This is a genomic window from Novosphingobium sp. FG90 (assembly GCF_057808725.1).
Map to the genome: position 1 here is coordinate 1 of NZ_JBMDIO010000039.1, position 17619 is coordinate 17619.

Annotated in this window: 16 protein-coding genes; 10 read left to right on the plus strand and 6 right to left on the minus strand. The window is 63.4% G+C overall.

Going from position 1 to position 17619, the window contains the following annotated elements; translation table 11 throughout:
• Positions 1-58 precede the first annotated feature (58 nt).
• The 4 genes from ACODRZ_RS22775 to ACODRZ_RS22790 all read right to left on the minus strand — a co-directional run bounded on the left by ACODRZ_RS22775 (position 59) and on the right by ACODRZ_RS22790 (position 2627).
• Positions 59-277 carry a hypothetical protein gene (locus tag ACODRZ_RS22775; protein WP_020817755.1) on the minus strand — a complete coding sequence of 73 codons (219 nt, stop codon included), beginning with the start codon at positions 275-277 and terminating at the stop codon, positions 59-61.
• A 57-nt stretch (positions 278-334) separates the two neighbouring features.
• Positions 335-1366 (minus strand): TetR/AcrR family transcriptional regulator C-terminal domain-containing protein, encoded by a 1032-nt coding sequence (locus ACODRZ_RS22780; protein WP_020817754.1) that lies wholly within the window; start codon positions 1364-1366, stop codon positions 335-337.
• A 213-nt stretch (positions 1367-1579) separates the two neighbouring features.
• Positions 1580-1969, minus strand: a complete 390-nt coding sequence (sdhC, locus tag ACODRZ_RS22785) for a succinate dehydrogenase, cytochrome b556 subunit (RefSeq protein WP_029986468.1) — start codon at positions 1967-1969, stop codon at positions 1580-1582.
• Positions 1962-2627, minus strand: a complete 666-nt coding sequence (locus ACODRZ_RS22790) for a TetR/AcrR family transcriptional regulator (RefSeq protein WP_488963141.1) — start codon at positions 2625-2627, stop codon at positions 1962-1964. Before ACODRZ_RS22790 ends, sdhC begins: the two co-directional genes overlap by 8 nt.
• Before the next feature lie 107 nt (positions 2628-2734).
• Here ACODRZ_RS22790 and ACODRZ_RS22795 point away from each other — a divergent pair, with 107 nt between their 5' ends.
• The 4 genes from ACODRZ_RS22795 to ACODRZ_RS22810 are packed head-to-tail and all read left to right on the plus strand — an operon-like array spanning position 2735 to position 7452.
• The gene (locus ACODRZ_RS22795; protein WP_020817751.1) at positions 2735-4135 is read left to right on the plus strand and encodes an efflux transporter outer membrane subunit; all 1401 of its coding nucleotides are present in this window, start codon (positions 2735-2737) and stop codon (positions 4133-4135) included.
• 13 nt (positions 4136-4148) lie between these two features.
• Positions 4149-5258, plus strand: coding sequence for an HlyD family secretion protein (locus ACODRZ_RS22800; RefSeq protein ID WP_021224645.1), 1110 nt, complete (start codon positions 4149-4151; stop codon positions 5256-5258).
• Positions 5259-5313: 55 nt separating this feature from the next.
• The gene (locus ACODRZ_RS22805; RefSeq protein WP_488963142.1) at positions 5314-6783 is read left to right on the plus strand and encodes a DHA2 family efflux MFS transporter permease subunit; all 1470 of its coding nucleotides are present in this window, start codon (positions 5314-5316) and stop codon (positions 6781-6783) included.
• 9 nt (positions 6784-6792) lie between these two features.
• Entirely contained in the window at positions 6793-7452 is a 660-nt protein-coding gene (locus ACODRZ_RS22810; RefSeq protein WP_020817748.1) for a TetR/AcrR family transcriptional regulator, read from the plus strand.
• Between the two features lie 72 nt (positions 7453-7524).
• On the opposite strand, the gene ACODRZ_RS22815 is transcribed toward ACODRZ_RS22810, so the two are convergent.
• Positions 7525-8226, minus strand: coding sequence for a DUF6118 family protein (locus ACODRZ_RS22815; protein ID WP_020817747.1), 702 nt, complete (start codon positions 8224-8226; stop codon positions 7525-7527).
• 13 nt (positions 8227-8239) lie between these two features.
• Positions 8240-11293: a Ti-type conjugative transfer relaxase TraA gene (traA, locus tag ACODRZ_RS22820; RefSeq protein ID WP_020817746.1), complete on the minus strand. Its 3054-nt coding sequence runs from the start codon at positions 11291-11293 to the stop codon at positions 8240-8242.
• Positions 11294-11466: 173 nt separating this feature from the next.
• Here traA and ACODRZ_RS22825 point away from each other — a divergent pair, with 173 nt between their 5' ends.
• From ACODRZ_RS22825 to ACODRZ_RS22850, 6 genes are all read left to right on the plus strand, one after another.
• Positions 11467-11772: a conjugal transfer protein TraD gene (locus ACODRZ_RS22825; RefSeq protein WP_020817745.1), complete on the plus strand. Its 306-nt coding sequence runs from the start codon at positions 11467-11469 to the stop codon at positions 11770-11772.
• Positions 11773-11809: 37 nt separating this feature from the next.
• Positions 11810-12037, plus strand: a complete 228-nt coding sequence (locus tag ACODRZ_RS22830) for a conjugal transfer protein TraD (RefSeq protein WP_020817744.1) — start codon at positions 11810-11812, stop codon at positions 12035-12037.
• Entirely contained in the window at positions 12037-12951 is a 915-nt protein-coding gene (locus ACODRZ_RS22835; RefSeq protein WP_139139475.1) for a HEPN domain-containing protein, read from the plus strand. The genes ACODRZ_RS22830 and ACODRZ_RS22835 overlap by 1 nt, the downstream gene beginning before the upstream one ends.
• 1 nt (position 12952) lies before the next feature.
• Positions 12953-14620, plus strand: a complete 1668-nt coding sequence (locus tag ACODRZ_RS22840) for a type IV secretory system conjugative DNA transfer family protein (RefSeq protein ID WP_020817742.1) — start codon at positions 12953-12955, stop codon at positions 14618-14620.
• Between the two features lie 920 nt (positions 14621-15540).
• Entirely contained in the window at positions 15541-16452 is a 912-nt protein-coding gene (locus tag ACODRZ_RS22845; RefSeq protein WP_015063480.1) for a replication initiation protein, read from the plus strand.
• Between the two features lie 882 nt (positions 16453-17334).
• Positions 17335-17571 carry a hypothetical protein gene (locus ACODRZ_RS22850; RefSeq protein ID WP_488972789.1) on the plus strand — a complete coding sequence of 79 codons (237 nt, stop codon included), beginning with the start codon at positions 17335-17337 and terminating at the stop codon, positions 17569-17571.
• Positions 17572-17619: the final 48 nt, after the last annotated feature.

Genomic DNA, 17619 nt, shown 5'->3' on the forward strand with positions numbered 1-17619 from the left:
CCCCCCCCCCCCCCCGCGGCAACCTATCGCATCGACGGGGGGGGTCGATGGTGGTCGCCTATCTGTTTGCAGGTTCGGCGTGTTCGTTCAGCACAACGGTAAATTTAGAGCCGGCGAATGTTGTGCTGGGCCGGTGCCAAGCATCGACCACGATCAGGGATTTCGCATCAATGTCCACTCTCTCGCCGATCGCGGGATGCTTCGTGAAATGATAATCACCAAGCGCCGTAGCCGAGCTGCGCTCCGTCCCGATCATGACTTCCACAAGGTTTGACATCAAAGTTTCCCTTTCTCTGGTTTTGGGGATTGGGGGGAATCAGCCACATCCGATCGGTCATCGCCGCCCACGCTGGACCGTTGCTGCCTGCGGGCGCGGCGGCGGGCATTTGCATTGGATACCGCGAAGGAAAATCTCGACGGCTTGGTCGACGACATGCCGTATTTCATCTGGTGGCGGGGCGGGGCGGAGTCCTAGAGCCACCTCCAATTGGATATTGGCGCGCACCATTCCCACGAACTGCTGCGCGGCGATCGCGCAGTCATTGACAAAGATTTCCTCCCTCGTCGCGGCGCTCCGAAGCATATGGGCGAGGCCATCGGTCACGGCGCGGGGACCATCATCGAAAAATTGTTTGATAGAATCCGGCGAAATTCCGGGGTCGCCAACCGCTGCCTTGTAGATCGGAAGAAGCGTTGGCGAAGTGATCGCCGTGAGAAGCCGCTGGCCAAATTCGGTGAGGATAGCGCGAAGATCATGGTCATCGCCGCCGCTCCTAAGAGAAACGACCCAACGACCGCTGAAATCGGTGTTCGGACCCGCACCTAGGCGCGCTGTCGCTCCTTCATCGCCGTTCGATTGTTCATCTGGATTTACTGGCTTGCCCATATCCGGGTTTGCAGACGCCACATCATCTTCGTCGGGAGCCTGCTTCGTAGAAAGCAGACGCACCAATACGCGGAAACGCCAAGCCGCTATGGTCGAGAAGATGCCATGTGGCCGGTTGCGAAAGGCCGCGACCCGGCCCGCGATCAGCTCGATCTGCTCCATGTTGAACCCCGCCCTTGCAATTCTCATACGTTCGCCAGGGTCATCAGCGAGGCCGTAGCGAGCCAGAATCGCGAAACGCCGCAGCGCCTCAAGTCGCGGATTCGCGAGCCGGTTGGGCAACCGCGTGGCAACAAGAACGCGATACCATCTGTGCAGGCGGGAAGGCTCGAAAAGGCTCGCCGGACTGTCGGCCTCGGCAAGCGCGATGATAGTCAATTCGAGACGCGACAGACTTTCCGACAGCGACGCCTCATGCGTCTCGACGCGCCCTTCCCGGCACTCCGTGTGCGGTATCGGCTCGTTGTCGTTGGCCACCATCGCGCGAGGCCCCGTCAGGTCTTTAGGGGACAACGTGACGCGACAATCGCGATCATCGTATCCACCAGAATAATGTGCTGAAAACCGCACAAAGCGCTGCGACTACCAAGACAAGCTGTATAGTCGCTCCCATGCTGTTGCTAATGGATAGCATCTCTATGAGACTTTGAATTTCATGCTTCTTAGGGGAACTCATAACATAACGTCCCGATGCTATTTCATTTCCAATATTGTCCAGAATCCCAAGGTCATGGTCGATGAAAATACAAAGGTGCCGATCGCTCCCAAGCGCGCCGTCTTGAGGCGATACCCAGCTCCAATATCCATGACGAAGTGGCGGATGCCCGATGCTAGATGCTGGAACACGCACCAGGACAACCCGAACAGGATGTATGTGCCGAACCAGCTCGTCGCGAAGGCGGTAAAGCGCTCATATGCGTCGGCGCCTTCGGAAATCGACCACAACCACCAAAGCAGCAAGGGCATCCCGACCAGCGATATCGCAATGGCGGAGAAACGATGCATGATCGACGTCATCATTGCGATCGGTGGTCGATAAATCGTCGCGTGCGGCGATAGCGGTCGCTGTTTCGTATTAGCCATTGCTCATCTGCCCCTTCGCTCTCCCTTCCCGGTCCACGCCGTAGATTCCGTGGAGGAAAATCCCGACGGCGGAGGTCACGGCTGCTTCGGCCTCGGGGGGCGATGGCGGCGGTCGGAGGCCAAGAACAACTTGCAGATGGAGATTGTCGCGAAACATGCCGACGAAGTGGTCTGCCGCACCCCGACAATCTTCGAGTTCGATTTCGCCGCGATCGCGGGCTTCTTCCAGAACCTCGGCGAGCCGATCGGAAGCGCGACCCGGCCCCTTCTCGAAAAATTCGCGCGCCAGCTCTGGAAAGCGGCCAGCTTCGGGCATGATCGAACGATAGACGCCGATCAAACCGGGAGACATGTAGATAGCGAGTAAGCGCCGGCCAAATTCAAGTAGAACCTCGCTAAGACTCCGGCCCTCCAGACCATCAACCGCAAGGGCGGAAAGTGCCGTGCCCGCGTTTTCAGAAACCAGGGCGGTGAACAGCCCCTCCTTGCTGCCAAACTCGTTGTAGATCGTTCGCTTCGAGCCGCCGAGACGCTTGATGATCGCGTCGATGCTGGTGGCGGCATAGCCCTGCTCGAAAAAGACCTGCGCTGCCGCTTCGAGGATGGCGGCCCGCCTGGCGTTCTTCGACGGACGGCGCGCGTGGGTGGCTGTGGCCATTTGCAACTCCATTCGCCTTACCTCTTGACTGGTAATGTCCGTTACCTTACCGGTCAAGCGGTAATCTGAATTACCAACGGTGGACGATGCGGCGAATAGCGACACTTATGCTGGTGGCCGGACTGAGCGGATGTGCGAGCATCCCTAATCTTGGTCCCCGCCCCGACCCGGCCCTGCCCGGCTCATTCTCATCGACGCGCTCGCTCGCGGGTTCGTCGCAGGATTGGCCGAACGATGATTGGTGGCGGTCCTTCGACGACGCGCAACTCGATGCGCTGGTCAGTGAGGCGCTGCGGGATTCACCGACCATCGAGCAAGCGGCCGCACGAATCCGTATGGCGGGCGCGCAGGTCGAGCTGGCGCGGGCGGCCCTCCTGCCTAGCGTCGGCGCTACCGTTACCGGGCGCGAATCGCGCATTACACAAAGCATCGGTCTGCCTACCGATGGCGACTGGCACATGCTGGTGGCGGGCCTCGGAAGCCTCAACTACGACCTTGATCTTTGGGGCAAGAACAGGAAGGCGCTGCGCGCCACTGTCTCGGAGAAAAAGGCGGCCGAAGCCGATGACGCGACGGCCCGCCTCGCCCTCGCGGCGGCCGTGTCCACCACCTATGTCGATTTCGCGCAATTGCTGGTCCGTCAGGACGTCGCCACCGATGCGGTGCGGATACGGCGGGCAACGCTCGATCTGGTGTCACGGCGTTTCGATGCCGGCCTTGAGCCGCGCACGTCGCTGGAACAGGCACAAGGCGGCGTCGAGAGCGCCGAAGCCCAACTCGCGGCGATAAACGAGGCGATCGGGCTTAGCCGCAATGCGCTCGCGGCGCTGGTGGGCGCGGGGCCGGATCGCGGCCTGTCGATCGAAGCCCCTACACTTCGCACCCGACGCCCCGACGCCCTGCCGGCAAACATTCCGGCCGAACTCGTCGGACGTAATCCGCAAGTCGTTTCCGCAAGATGGCGGGTGGAATCCGCCGCCGAGCGCATAGGCGTCGCCCGCGCCGGCTTCTATCCGAACGTCAATATCAGCGGCCTCATCGGTCTTGCCTCGTTCGGCCTCGACAATCTTTTCAAGTCGGAATCGGTGATCGGTTCCTTCGGGCCTGCGATCAGCCTGCCGATCTTCCAGGGCGGGCGATTAAGCGCACGCTATCGCGGTGCGCGGGGCGACTATGACGCGGCGGTCGCGACCTACAACGAAACACTACTCCAGGCACTCCATCAAGCCGCTGACGCGGCAACGTCGCTGCGGGCGCTCCATGAGCGCGTGGATCGGACAGATGCGGCGGTCGCGCGCCAGGACGCGGCTTATGGCCTCGCCAAGATGCGCTATGAAGGGGGCCTCTCCGACTACCAATCGGTCCTCATCAGCGAGGACGCCCTTCTGGCCGCGCGCGAGCAAGCGGCCGCCCTGCGCCTGCGGGGCTTCATCCTCGACATTGCCTTGGCGAAAGCCCTGGGCGGCGGCTTCAAGGCGGCTGTCCCGGCCAGCGATACCAACTCTTGACTGGGAATAACCGATGACCGACGCCACCCTTGAGCAAGACCACGATATGCAGGACACCCCGCCCCCGTCCAAGAGCGGGAAGCGAAAGCGGCTGTTCCTCATCTTCGGCGGCGCAATCGTCCTGATCGCCCTGTGCTGGTGGATATGGGCGACCTTCATCGCCGGCGACACGGAATCGACCGAGAACGCCTACACGAATGTCGAGGTGTCGCAGGTCACGCCGCTTGTCGGCGGCCCGGTCAAGCGGGTGGCTGTCGTCAACACCCAGGCGGTGCGCGCCGGCGACGTGCTGGTGGAGCTGGACGACACCGATCTGCGCCTTGCGGTCGCGCAGGCCGAAGCGGCGCTCGGCCGCGCGCGTCGGCAGGTCCGGCAGGTTCAGGAAAATGACGTGAATCTCGCAGGCCAGGAGGGCGTGGGCGCGGCCGATCTGCTTCGCGCGCAGGCCGATCTCGACAAGGCGTTGCTCGATGAGCGGCGTCGCCAGCGTCTCGCCGCGCCCGGCGCGATCTCGCAGCAGGAATTGTCGGACTCGCAAACGGCGGTTCGGGTGGCGCAAGCCGCCGTCAACCAGGCCAAGGCGCGTGTCGCGGCCGCCGCTGGCGCGCGGCGCGCCAATCAGGTGCTTGTCGAGGACACGACCGTCGAAACCAACCCGGAAGTTCTTGCCGCGAAGGCGCGTCTGGATCAGGCAAAGGTCGACCTCTCACGCGCCGTCATCCGCGCGCCGGTCGATGGCGTCGTGGATCAGCGCCATGTCGCGGTCGGCCAGCGGGTGCAGCCAGGCGTGCCGGTGATGGTCGTTGTTCCCGTGCAGGATATGTATGTCGATGCCAACTTCAAGGAAGGCCAGCTTCGCGGCGTCAAGCCCGGTCAGCCGGTGCATCTCACCTCGGACCTCTACGGCTCGGACGTGGTGTATCATGGCCGCGTGGAAGGGTTCGCAGGCGGTTCCGGCTCGGCCTTTGCCGCGATCCCCGCGCAGAACGCGACCGGCAACTGGATCAAGGTCGTCCAGCGCCTTCCCGTTCGCATCCGGCTCGATCCGAAGGAACTGAAAGAGCATCCGCTGCGCGTCGGCTTGTCGATGCACGCAACGGTCGATCTTTCCGGGGCACGCTGAAATGTCCGCACATAGTGCTGAGGGTTATCCGCCGCTGACAGGCGCGAAACTCGCCATGGCGGCGGCCGCGCTGTCGTTCGGCAATTTCGTGGTGGTGCTCGATACGACGATCGCCAATGTGGCGATGCCGACGATTTCGGGCGATCTTGGTGTCTCAACGACAGAGGGGACGTGGATCATCACGGCCTATGCGGTCGCCGAAGCCATCACCGTTCCCCTGACGGGCTGGCTCTCGCGCCGGTTCGGGGAAGTGCGGCTGTTCACGGCCTGCGTCATCGCCTTCGTGATTTGCTCGATCCTTTGCGGGCTGTCCGGCTCGCTCGGCTTCCTGGTGCTGTCCCGCATCCTGCAAGGTTTCGCGGGTGGCCCGATCATCCCGCTAACGGCCACCCTGCTGATTTCGGTCTTTCCCAAGGACAAGAGCAACATCGCTTTGGCGATATGGGGCATGACGACCGTGGTGGCCCCGATCTTCGGCCCTATCCTCGGAGGCTACATCTCCGACAATTATCATTGGGGCTGGATTTTCTACATCAACATCTTCTTCGGGCTTGCCGTTAGCGGCGTCGCCTGGTGGCTGCTGCACAACCGCGAAACGCCGATCTCGCGCAGCCGGATCGACATAGTGGGCCTCCTTCTCCTCGTCGTGTTCGTGAGCGCGTTCCAGACCATGATCGACAAGGGGCGCGAACTGGACTGGTTCTCATCCTCCTTCATCGTCTGGATGGCGATCGTCGCGGCGATCGCGCTCGGCGCGCTGATCCTGTGGGAGCTGACCGACGATGATCCGGTGATCGACCTTTCGGTGTTCAAAAACCGGACCTGGCTCATCTCCACGCTATCGCTGGGGCTAATGTTCGGGCTGTTCTTCGGAAATATCGTGCTGACCCCGCTCTGGCTGCAACAGATGATGGGCTACACCGCGACCTGGGCGGGCTTTGCGACCGCGCCCATGGGGATTTTGGCGGTCGTGACGGCCCCGATCGTCGGGCGGCTCATGGGCAAGATCGACCCGCGCCTGATCGTCACCTATGGTATGGTGGTTCTCGCCATCTCCTTCTTCATGCGCGCGCTGCTGAACGCGCAGGCTGATTTCATGTCGGTCGCGATCCCCATGTTCGTGCTTGGCGCTGGTGTGCCGGCCTGTCTGGTCACGCTCACGTCGCTGGGCGTGTCGGAGCTTCCCCCCGAAAAGATCGCCAACGGTTCGGGGTTGCAAAACTTCATCCGCATCATGGCGATGGCGGTGGGCTCGTCGCTGACTTCGACCTATTGGGAGAATGCGACGAAAGGAAATCGCGCCGAGCTGGTCGCGATCATTGACCCGACAATGGCTCCTGCGTCTCTGCCCGGATTGCAGCCCGGTTCCGGCCTCGCCGCCTTCTCCCGAATGGTGGACATGCAGGCCGTGATGCTCGCCACCAACGATTTCTATGCGATGGCGACGATCCTTATTCTGGTGTTCGCAGGGGTAATCTGGCTCGCGAAACGACCCAAAGGACCGCTCCAACAAGTCAGCCATTGAGGCGGTTCCGTGCCGCGCAATCTTGATGGCGAGGCACCCCGGCGCGGGATCAAACGCGAAGAGCGCCGCTGCGCGATCGTGACGATCGCGCAGCGGCACTTTGCTGAACATGGGTTCGGCGGTGCTTCCATGTCCGCCATCGCGGCCGAGATTGGCGGGTCCAAAGCCACGCTTTGGGCCTATTTCCAATCAAAGGAGGATTTGTTCGCGGCCGCCCTCTCCGCCTGGCTGGACGAAATCGAGCCGCGCAGCGTCGCCCCTTCGCAGGGCGACGCGCGGCAACGGCTGATCGACTATTGCACGGCGTTCATGTCGGCCATGCTGACGCCGGTGGCCGAGACGATTTTCCGCCTCATCGTCGCGGAGGGCCAACGCTTTCCAGAGTTGGGCCGCGCTTATTATCGGCGGGTGCTACTGGCGCATCATCTGATGCTGTCCGAGCTTCTGGAAGGACAGCTCCGCGCAGGCCGACTCTTGCCCCGCTCGCGCGCGCCGTCCAGTTTGCGGGCGGCGGAACAGCTTCTGGAGATATGCATGTGCCGGTTGCTGGTGCGGCGGGTGTGCGGGCTGGAACTGGACAGCTCGGCCGACGCGATCGCCAGAGAAGCGGCCGAGGCCGTGGACATGTTCTTGCATGGCTATGGCTCCCGCCCCCGGAGAGCAAGGTGAGCCATTGCGGAACGGGGCGTGAATCCCGCATGACGGGGGCAGGTGCGGCGGCGACAGGCTTGAAAACTCCACCTATTGCGCGGTCGCGGGCCTCACTTCGATCGTGCAGCGCACCGGCTTCTTCGCCTTCTCGGCCTGCTCGCGGCACGCCTGCACCGCTTCGCGGTTGCCATCGGCGAGCGGGGCGGCCGCGACGATCAAGCCCCAGCTCTCCGGCGCGGCCGTCTGCATCAACCGTTGCCCCGCATCCCATGCCGACTTTTCGCCAAGCGCCCGCGTCGCCATGCTCTCGGGCCAAAGCCAGCTCGCCGGCATCATCCGGGCGATCGGGCCGGCGAGCAGCGCATAGAGCAACAGCCCCAGCACCAGGCCACCGCCCCCGGCGATAGCGAGCCAGCGATTTTGCACATCGCCGCGCCGCGCAGACGCGACCATTTTTTGCAAGTCGAAGGTCGCGGACGACAAGGCCGATTTCGTGGATTGGACCTGATGCTGCAATTCGCGGGTCGCCTCGGCAACGGAAGCGTTTAAACGGCCCCCCATATTCTCCGGGGTGAGCGTCATGGCGGGGCTTTTCCGCACGCCGTCGATCTGCTGCACCAGGATACCCAGCACCTTTTCGGTGCGCTCTAGCGTCGGCTCGTAATCGGGAATGTCGATGGACTCGCGCGCCGTGGTCAGCGCCTCGACCGCATGGCGCAACAACGACACCTCGCCGCGCAACCGCTCGAACGCCAGCGCCGGGTCGTCGCGCTCCTGGCTATCCTCATCCATCGTTCTTTTCTCCTTACCGGCTCAATCCACGATCACGGCCTATCCCCAAATCCTGCGTCAACTGGCGGCCCAAATCGCCCCGCCCCATGTCGCGGCTGCGGTTCATGCCGATCTCAAGCCCCAGCTCGCGGACACGGCCGCGCAGGATCGATTCCACCTGGGGATCGCGCTCAAGGCTTTTCGCCATGCCCGCCATTTCCTTGCCCGCCTTCTCGCGCCCCGTCATGTCGCCGGCGCGATAAAGCCGGTCGCGGTCCTGGCGAAGCGCCTGCCAGCGTTCCACGAAGCGATCGGCGCGCAGGGCAGGATCGGCGCGCACGCGGGCCTCATGCCGCATCGCCTCGACCATCGGGCCGCTGCGCCCCGCCGCCGCCTCGCGCAGCAAGGCGGGGTCGCGCTGGAACGCCGACGCCATATCGCGCGAGGCTCCGGGCCTGATCTGGTCCAGCGCCTCCGTCGCGCGTTCGAGCGCGACTTTCTGATGTTCCAGCACCGGCCCGCCTGATGCGCGCGCCTGCAACACCGCCTCGGCCGAACGCGAGGCGCGCTCGACCGCGCGCGTGAAAGCGCGGTCCTCGCCGCGATCGGCACGCGCCGGGGCAGGCTTCGCCGGCTCGGCCGACAGCTTCAAGCCGTCGAACATGCCGCGCCGCGGCGTCTGTTCGGCCGCGGGCGTGCGCTCGATCGGGCGCGGCGTGAAACCCGCGAACATGCCCCGTTCGGGCGCTGCGGAAGATCCTCGCTCTGTTGGCGAGATCTCCGCGCGCGGATCTCGCCCTGCCTCGCGGGGCGCATCCGGCAAGCGGATCTCGCCCGAGAGGCCCCGCCGATCGGCGAAGGCCCGCGCTTCGGCGTCGCGATCACGACTATCAGGGGCACGGCCATAATCCGACGCCATATCCTTCGCCCGCTCGCGCGACAGCGTGCGGACAAGCCGGCGATAATCGGCGAAGTCGTCGCGGCCATAATGGAGCTGCACCCCGTCGCGGTGCCGCGACAGCGCCACATAGGCGGAATGACGGTCCATGCCGGGGGTCGCCAGCACATGCGCCCGATCGACCGTCACGCCCTGCGATTTATGGATGGTGGCGGCATAGCCGTGATCGACATGGGCATAATCTTTCAGGTCGAACGCGACGCTGCGGCCGTCATCAAGGCGAACGGCCATGCGCTCGGGGCTGACCTGCTCGACCTTCCCCAGCGTGCCGTTCTTCACCCCTAGCCCGCGCTCGTTTTTCAGGAACATGATGCGGTCGCCGTTCGCGAACGCCCGCGCGCCCCGCTCGGCCGACACGCGCACGTCCGGCCCCAGCTCGCCACCGTCGCGCAGCCGATCGCGCGCGGCTAGGTTCAAATCGCGCACCTCGGCATTGGTATGGGTGAGGATGATCCGCGACTGATCCGGCGCGGCGATGCGCTCGGCATCCCAGCGGTCCACAAGGTCGGCGCGGGCTTGGCTGCGCGTCTCGGCCGCCTGCACCATTCCATGCGCCTCATAGGCATGGATCGCCTCGCCCGCCCTGCCCGTCGCCAGCGCCCTGGTCGCGTCGCGCTGCCAGTCCTCGCGCTGCCGGCGTATCTCGGTGATCTCGGCCCAACCGTGGCGCTCGGTCACGGCCCGGAACGCCGCGCCGGCCTCGATCGCCTGCAACTGCTCGGGGTCGCCGACAAGAACGACCTTCGCCCCGGCCTGCTCGGCATGGGACAGCACGCGCTCCATCTGGCGCGTGCCGATCATGCCGGCCTCGTCGATCACCAGCACGTCGCGGGGGCCTAGCAGCTCGCGGCCCTGCTCCCATTGATATTCAAGGCTGGCGATCGTCCGCGACGCGATGGCGGACCCGCCTTCCAGATTCTCGGCCGCGATGCCCGACAGCGCCGCGCCCCGCACCGTGTAGCCCTGTGCCTCCCACGCCTCGCGCGCCACCCCCAGCATCGCCGACTTGCCGCTGCCGGCATAGCCGACGACCGACGCCAGGCCCTTGTCGCCGGTGATATGCGCCAACGCCCCGCGCTGCTCGGCCGACAGGTCCAGCCCCCTGCCCTCGGCCGACGCCAGCGCGCGGGTCACATGGGCATCGGCGACGCCATGCCCCCGGTCGATCGCCAGCCCTTCGGCGGCGCGTTCCAACCGCTGCTCGGCCGCGATCATGTCGCGCGACGTGAACCGATCCTCGCCCTTCCCGTCCCGCCCCAGCGCCACCAGCTCGGGCGAGGATCGCACCGCGCTCATCACCTGGTCGAACTGATCCTTGCCGTCGCTGTGCCGGAACGCGAACTGCGCCAGGTCGCGGCGCGTGAACGTCGCCTGCTGCCGGGTGATGGCGTCGAGCGCGATTTCGGGACTGGCGATGATCTTCTCGCCATTCTCGCGCGCGATCCGGGCATGGTCCTCGACCCGTTCGGCCTCAAGCCCCTGTTCGGGCATACGCGACGCCGCCGGCCCGATCTTGTGCTGCGGCTCAAGGTCGATGCCCTGCGCCGCCAGGGTCCGGTGATCTATGCGAGCATCAATATCCAGCTCGGCTAGGCGCTCATTCACATGGTCCGCCCACGCCTCGCGCCACTCCTGCAAAAGCTGCGTCGAGTTCCACTCGCGCACCTTCTGGCCGAAGCCCTCGGGGCCAACCTCGCGCATCGACAACATGACATGCGCGTGCGGTTTGGGCTGGCCGTCCTTCCCCCTGTCCCAATGCACGTTCATGTCTGCGACCATGCCGCGTTCGACGAACTGCTTTTCGACAAACTCGCAGGCGAGCGCGACACCCTGCGCCTGGTTCAACTCGCGCGGAATCGAAAACTCGATCTCGCGGGCAAGCTGGGCGTCCTTGCGTTTCTCTCCCGCCTCGACCTCGTTCCACAAGGTCGCGCGATCGTTTAAACGCTCCGGCGCACCTTCGGGCAGCATGATTTCCGAATGGACGACTCCGGCCTTGTTCGAGAAATCATGGTCGCGCCCGAGTCGGTCATCGTGCAGCCGTTCCGCCGCGCGATAGGCCGCGCTGGCAACGGCGCTCGATCCGTTGGCGCGACTGATGACCTTGGCCGAGAAATGGTAGATCGCCATGACGGCCGCTATATTGCCTTTCTTAGCGCACGTCGGCAACGACGTATAAGCGCGCACTCACACTCTCTGACGTTCGCGTGATTGACTTCGCCGCATTTTTTCTGCCGGGGGCGTTCCTCGCGCGCGCGATCGTGCTACGCTGCGTCCCTGATCCTGGGCGCGAGGGAGAGGATATGCGGAAGGTGCGCGACTATGACGCGGAGCTGCGGGCGCTGAACGACAAGGCGCGCGCGCTCAAGGCGAAGAAGGTTCAGCAGCTCGGCGAGCTAGTCACGTCCACCGGGGCCGACGCACTCGACCCCGACACGCTGGCGGGCGCGCTACTCGCTGCTACCGAAAGCGCCAACGCGGACGAAAGGGAGGCGTGGCGCGTGAAGGGCGCGGCCTTCTTTCAGGGACGCGGGCGCAAGGCTTCCCGACGCGCTGGCGGCAACACTCAAGGCGGACACGAGACTGGCGCAGGCGAGACGCCGCGTTGAAGCCGCGCAGCGCCGCACCGATACGAGGGGATGGGTCGTGGCCCGCCGCGAACGCACCCGCCATCTCATAGAGCTGGGCGGCCTCGTCCAGAAAGCCGGCCTTGTCGATCTGACCGACGACGACCGCGCCACCCTTTACGGTGCGATGCTCGACCTCGCCGCGCGTGTCCAGGGTGACGACGCCAGCAATATGCTGGCGCTCTGGAAGCGGCGCGGCAAGCGAGCGTTTGACGCGGAGGCGAACGCCGGGGCGGGTCCGACATGATGCGCGACGGCCTCGATCATCTTCCCGCCGTCAAGCGCCGCGAGCTGGAACGGGTCGCCCGCGTCCTGTTCGATGAATTTGAGGATGCTGTCAAAACCAAGCTCTCCGACAAGCGCAAGGGCGGCCGCATCCTCAAGCTGATCCTGTTCGGCTCCTATGCGCGCGGCGATTGGGTCGAGGATCGCGCCAGCGGCTATATTTCCGACTATGACCTGCTCATCGTCGTCAACTCCGACACCTTCACCGATCTGCAAACATGGTGGGCGGCCGCTGACGATCATCTGGTGCGCGAGCTGACCGTCACCAGGCACCTCGCCACCCCCGTCAATTTCATCGTTCATTCGCTGATGGACGTGAACGACCAGCTCGCGCGCGGCCGTCCCTTCTTCGCCGACATAGCCCGCGACGGCATCGCCCTCTACGAAGCGCCGGGACAGCGCCTCGCTGCGCCCCGCCAGCTCTACGCGGAGGAACGCCACGCCGAAGCCATGGCGCACTATGACAAGTGGCTCCCCGATGCCGCTTACTGCCTGACGCTCGCCGAATATGCGATCCGCGACGGCAAGACCAACCATGCCGCCTTCATGCTCCACCAGGCCGTCGAGCGCGCCTATCATGGCCTCCTGCTCGTCCTGACGCTCTACAGCCCCAAGTCGCACCGCCTGACCGTCCTGCGCTCGCTCGCCGAAAACCTAGACCCCCGGCTGATCGAAGCCTGGCCGCGCGACACCCGCGCCGCTCGCCGCGCCTTCGCGCAGCTCCAGCGCGCCTATGTCGAGGCACGCTATTCCCCGGCCTATGAAATCACCCCCGACGAACTGGCGTGGATCATCTACCGCGTGAAGCATCTCCACGCGATCGCAGCCGCGATCTGCGCGGAACACCTCGCCGGCAACGGAAAAGGAACGGCCTGACATGGAATGGTTCCGCCAGCTCGGCCGCGCGCTCCGCAACGTCGCCCGCCTGTCGCGCCGCAATCCAATATGGGCGATCACGGCGCTGACCCTTAGCCCGATCGCCCTCATTCGCCATCTGCTGCGCGTCGCGGCCCTGTTCCTGATCGTCGCCCTGGTGCTGGGGCTGGGGATGCCGCTCATCGCGGAAAAGCTGCTCGGCCTGCCCCGCGATTCCCTGATCTACCAGGCATTGATGATGCTGACGGGCCTAGTCGTCATCCTCATCGTCCTGCGCGCCCTCTTTCAACCGCTAATCCTGCGCTATGGTGGCCTTGACGGCGACGACACGCACGGCTCGGCCCGCTTCGCCACGGCGAACGAGACGCGCGCCCTCGCCCGCGCCGATACCGGCCTGCTGATCGGCCGCGACATGAAAACCCGCAAGCTGCTGCGCTATCCCGGCCCCGCCCATCTGCTGACGATCGCGCCGACGCGCACCGGCAAGGGGGTGGGCACGATCATTCCCAACCTGATCGACTATCCCGGCCCGGTCGTGTGCATCGACCCCAAGGGCGAGAACGCCATCGTCACCGCGCGCGAGCGCGCCAGGTTCGGTCCGGTCCATATCCTCGATCCGTTCGGCATCACCGGCCTGCCCTCGGCCGCCTTCAATCCGCTGGATCGGATCGACCCCGCCGGTCTCGATCTCGCCGACGACGCCATGACGCTCGCCGACGCGCTGGTCTATGACGCTCCCGGCGAAGCGGGCGAGGCGCATTGGAACGACGAAGCCAAGGCGCTGATCGCCGGCCTGATCCTCCATATCGTCGCCAGCGAGCCGCCCGCGACCCGCACCCTCGCCACGCTGCGCGATCATCTGACGCTCGCCCCGCAAGCCTTCGCCGCCCTGCTCTCCGACATGCAAGGCTGCGGCGGCCTGGTCGCGCGCGCCGCCAATCGCCATCTCGGCAAGTCCGACAAGGAAGCCTCCGGCGTGCTGTCGGCCGCGCAGCGCCATACCCATTTCCTCGATTCCCCACGCATGGGCCGGGTTCTCGGCCGCTCGGATTTCGCGTTCGCCGACATGAAGGCGTCGCCGGCGACAATCTTCCTCGTCCTGCCGCCCGATCGCATCGCCGCCTATGCCCGCTGGCTGCGCCTGATGATCGCGCAAGCCCTCACCGATCTGTCGCGCGGCGCGGTCCCTGCCCGCCCCGTCCTGTTCCTGCTCGATGAATTTGCCGCGCTCGGCCGCCTCGATCCGGTCGAACGCGCTATGGGCCTGATGGCCGGCTACGGCGTCCAGCTCTGGCCGATTTGCCAAGATATTCACCAGCTCCGCACGCTCTACCGCGAGCGCGCCGGCACCTTCTTCTCCAATGCCGGGGCGTTACAGATATTCGGCGTCAACGACCATGACAGCGCCAAGCTCGTCTCCGATCTGCTCGGCCAGGAAACGGTGATGTTCGAGACGATGAGCCGCGCTCTCGATGCCGACGAAACCGGAATCTCGTTCGGCGTGCAACATGTCGGCCGCCCGCTGCTGACCCCCGATGAAGTCCGCACCCTGCGGCCCGATTTGCAGCTCCTGTTCCTCGCCGGCCAGCGCCCGATCGTCGCCACCAAGCTCGCCTATTATGTCGATCGCGAGTTCGCGGGACGGTTCGATCCGGTGCAGCCCGTTTAAACGGCTTCAAGCGCAAGCATCATAATATCATTTGTATATCTAACCGATGGCGTTCCGCCATATATCGGCATCCGTGAAATCGTCCGAAAGCGTTGAAAATCTACCGCTGCCGCGCGAAAGGTGAGTTTTGGGGTATCGGCTCACTTTTCGCGGGTCGGCGCGGCGAGGCGACAAGGATCTACTTTCAGAAAAATCCTGCCCTGGGACGCCCATAGAGCGGCTTAGCACGTTCGACTCTCCCCGACCTATCGAACGCCCGAAATGCCGTCCAGCGGCCCGGAAATCGCACCAGTAGCGACGTTTCCGCCTGCCCTGCCCTCTCGAATAGATCGCTGCCCTATCCGCCTGGCTTTTCTGGAAAGCCAATTGCGACAGTGGAGCTGGGCGCGGTGCTGGAAGGTTGGGCGCTACGGTGCGACTAATCTCCCTTTATAATTAAAAGCGTGCCGGCGAAGCCGGCTCATCATGGGGGATGCCGGGTGGGAGGATGGCTTTAGCCATCCGGGGCGGCCGAAGGCCGCGAGCCGGCGGGGGCGAAGCCCCCAAGAGGCGGCGCTTTTCTTCTTCTTCAGCAGCGGCGCGGGATAGCGTGGCGAGTTATCCACAGACGAACCTACCCCAAAGCTCACCGTTCGCGTTCTGATTCAAAGATTCTTCTTAGATTCAAGATTCAGGGTGCCTCAAACCCGCAGAAAACCTAGAGAAATGGCCTCGAAAAGTGAGTGTTGGGGTCGAGTCGCGTGAGTTTTCGGGTAGCCTTCGGTGAGCTTTGGGGTCGGTAAAGGTGAGTGTTGGGGTCGAGTCCGGTGAGTGTTGGGGTATGGGCATTTTCATCGGTGAGTTTTGGGGTATCCCCTCCCTATGGTCGAACGGCGAGCTTTAAGAATTGCCTAGCTCACTTTAATTGCTAAGGTGAGCGCATGAATCATGCAACCTCACCTGTAAATGGCGGAAAGGCAAAGGTTGCCCTGGACGGCGACACCGCTCTGACCCTCGCGCAAAAGGGACGCGGCAATCCCTTTGATCCCGCCAATTATGGAGAAATTGTCAAACCCGGCGAGCTGGTCGATATTGTCGAGCTGTCCCCCCTCACCCTCGCCGATCGGCGAATCTATAACCTGCTGATCGCCAACGCCTGGGAGCGGATCGGCGAGCCGGTCATCCACCGCATCCCGAAAAGCGCGCTCAAAGGCACGCACCAGGGCAATGAGCGCATAGAAAGCTCGCTGCTGCGCCTGATGGGCACCATCGCGATCGTCACGATCCGCAAGGGCGGCAAGAGCTTTAAGCGCCGCGTCCAGCTTCTCGGCCCCAGCGATGAAAGCCTCGAAAAAGACGGGTTCCTGCATTACCGCATCCCCGAAGAACTGATTGAGATTTTGCGTAACAGCGAGGTCTATGCCCGCCTCAAGACGCAAGTGATGTATTGTTTCGAGTCGAAATACGCGCTCTGCCTCTATGAAATGATCGAGCGCCGTATCGGCCTCGAATACAAGCAAAGCGAGGAGTTCACTATCGCGGAGCTGCGCGGCCTGCTCAACGTGCCGGAAGGCAAGTTGGAACGCTTCGCCGATTTCAACAAATACTGCCTCAAGGTCGCTCAAGAGGAAATCAACAAGCTCTGCCCCTTCTGGGTCGAGTTCACCCCGATCAAGAAGGGCCGCAAGGTCGAGCGGGTTTCGATGATGTGGCTTCCCAAGACCATGAGCGGCCGTCGCGACGCGCAAAACCTGATCGACCAGCATAGCATTGTGCGGCGGGCGAAGCTGCGCGGAGACATACCCGAAATGCCGGTGCTGGTGGATTTCAGCGCGCCAGCGGCCCAAAGGTGAGGCCCTACCCCAAAACTGGACACCTCGAAGAACCGTCTGATTTCGGCATGATGGCGGCTTGAAGGCTCAAGAGGGAAGTATGAGCCTCGGTTTCGGGGGCTGATCTGCTGATTTTCGTCGGTGCGGCGCCTTCACAGGCCGTCTTTGGCGTCACGCGGGCGCAATTGGGGTCATGCCGAGATAAAGGGAAAATTCACTCACTTCTCTCCTATCCGCATGTTTCCTATGGGGTTTTTCAGAACGCAACCGGGTCAGGGGCATTCCGAGATAAGGCAAAAATTAGGACATTTGCCCTGTAACTTGCTGTATCCAAAGGAATAGCTCAAAGAAGCGCTGCTCAAGTAAAGGTCGCTTCCAGCCATCCAGAAAAAGGATGGATCAGCCGTTTGGTTGAACTCGCAAGAGAGCGTCGGCACGACTCACAACTTTTTTGTGACGGGCGGTTAATAATTGATCAATTATCTATGTCGAGATAATTGCAGATAATTCTCGCAGTCGGTGGTCAGCACGAGATCATGGGATTGGAGAAAATGCCGACGTAGAGGGCCCCGAACAGTTTCGGTCGATGCTTTGCGCTTCGACGCATATGGCTGCTTAGCACTGGGGGCTCTCCCAGAAGCGACAAAGGCGGCCTCAACGAGACCGCCTCAAACCAAGTTTCATCACCGGTACACGTACCCGGGAGAGGAAGCTCTTGGGCAGGTTTCAATAATAACACCGATCAAAGCGTCACTGCCAAAGCCCTCTCGCACTGCCGAGTAGCCTTCAAGTAATGTTCATTCGGTCTCTCTCGAAACTACGGTGCGGATGGTTCGAAACCATCATGCACAAACTCGGGGCCAAGATGACATTATCAAATGGCCAATTATCCTGGAGGCAGTTATGGGAAGACTCCGCGAAAAACTGGGTTTGTCGAAAGGCCACTACTACCTGCACGTCGCCGTGCTGGCGGGCCTGCCGATTTCGTTGATCTCCGATTTGGCGACCGAGCTGGATCGATCAGCGGCGCAGATTGCGGAGTGGGTCACTGCGGCCCCCGACAGTACCGTGATGTCTATGCAGGCAGGTGAGGTGTTCTGTCGTCTTATCGAGATCCTCGATGCGCTATTGGGGTCCTAGGGATTTTGCCTCCAAATATTGCAAAAACCGCCGGAGGCCCCGCCATCC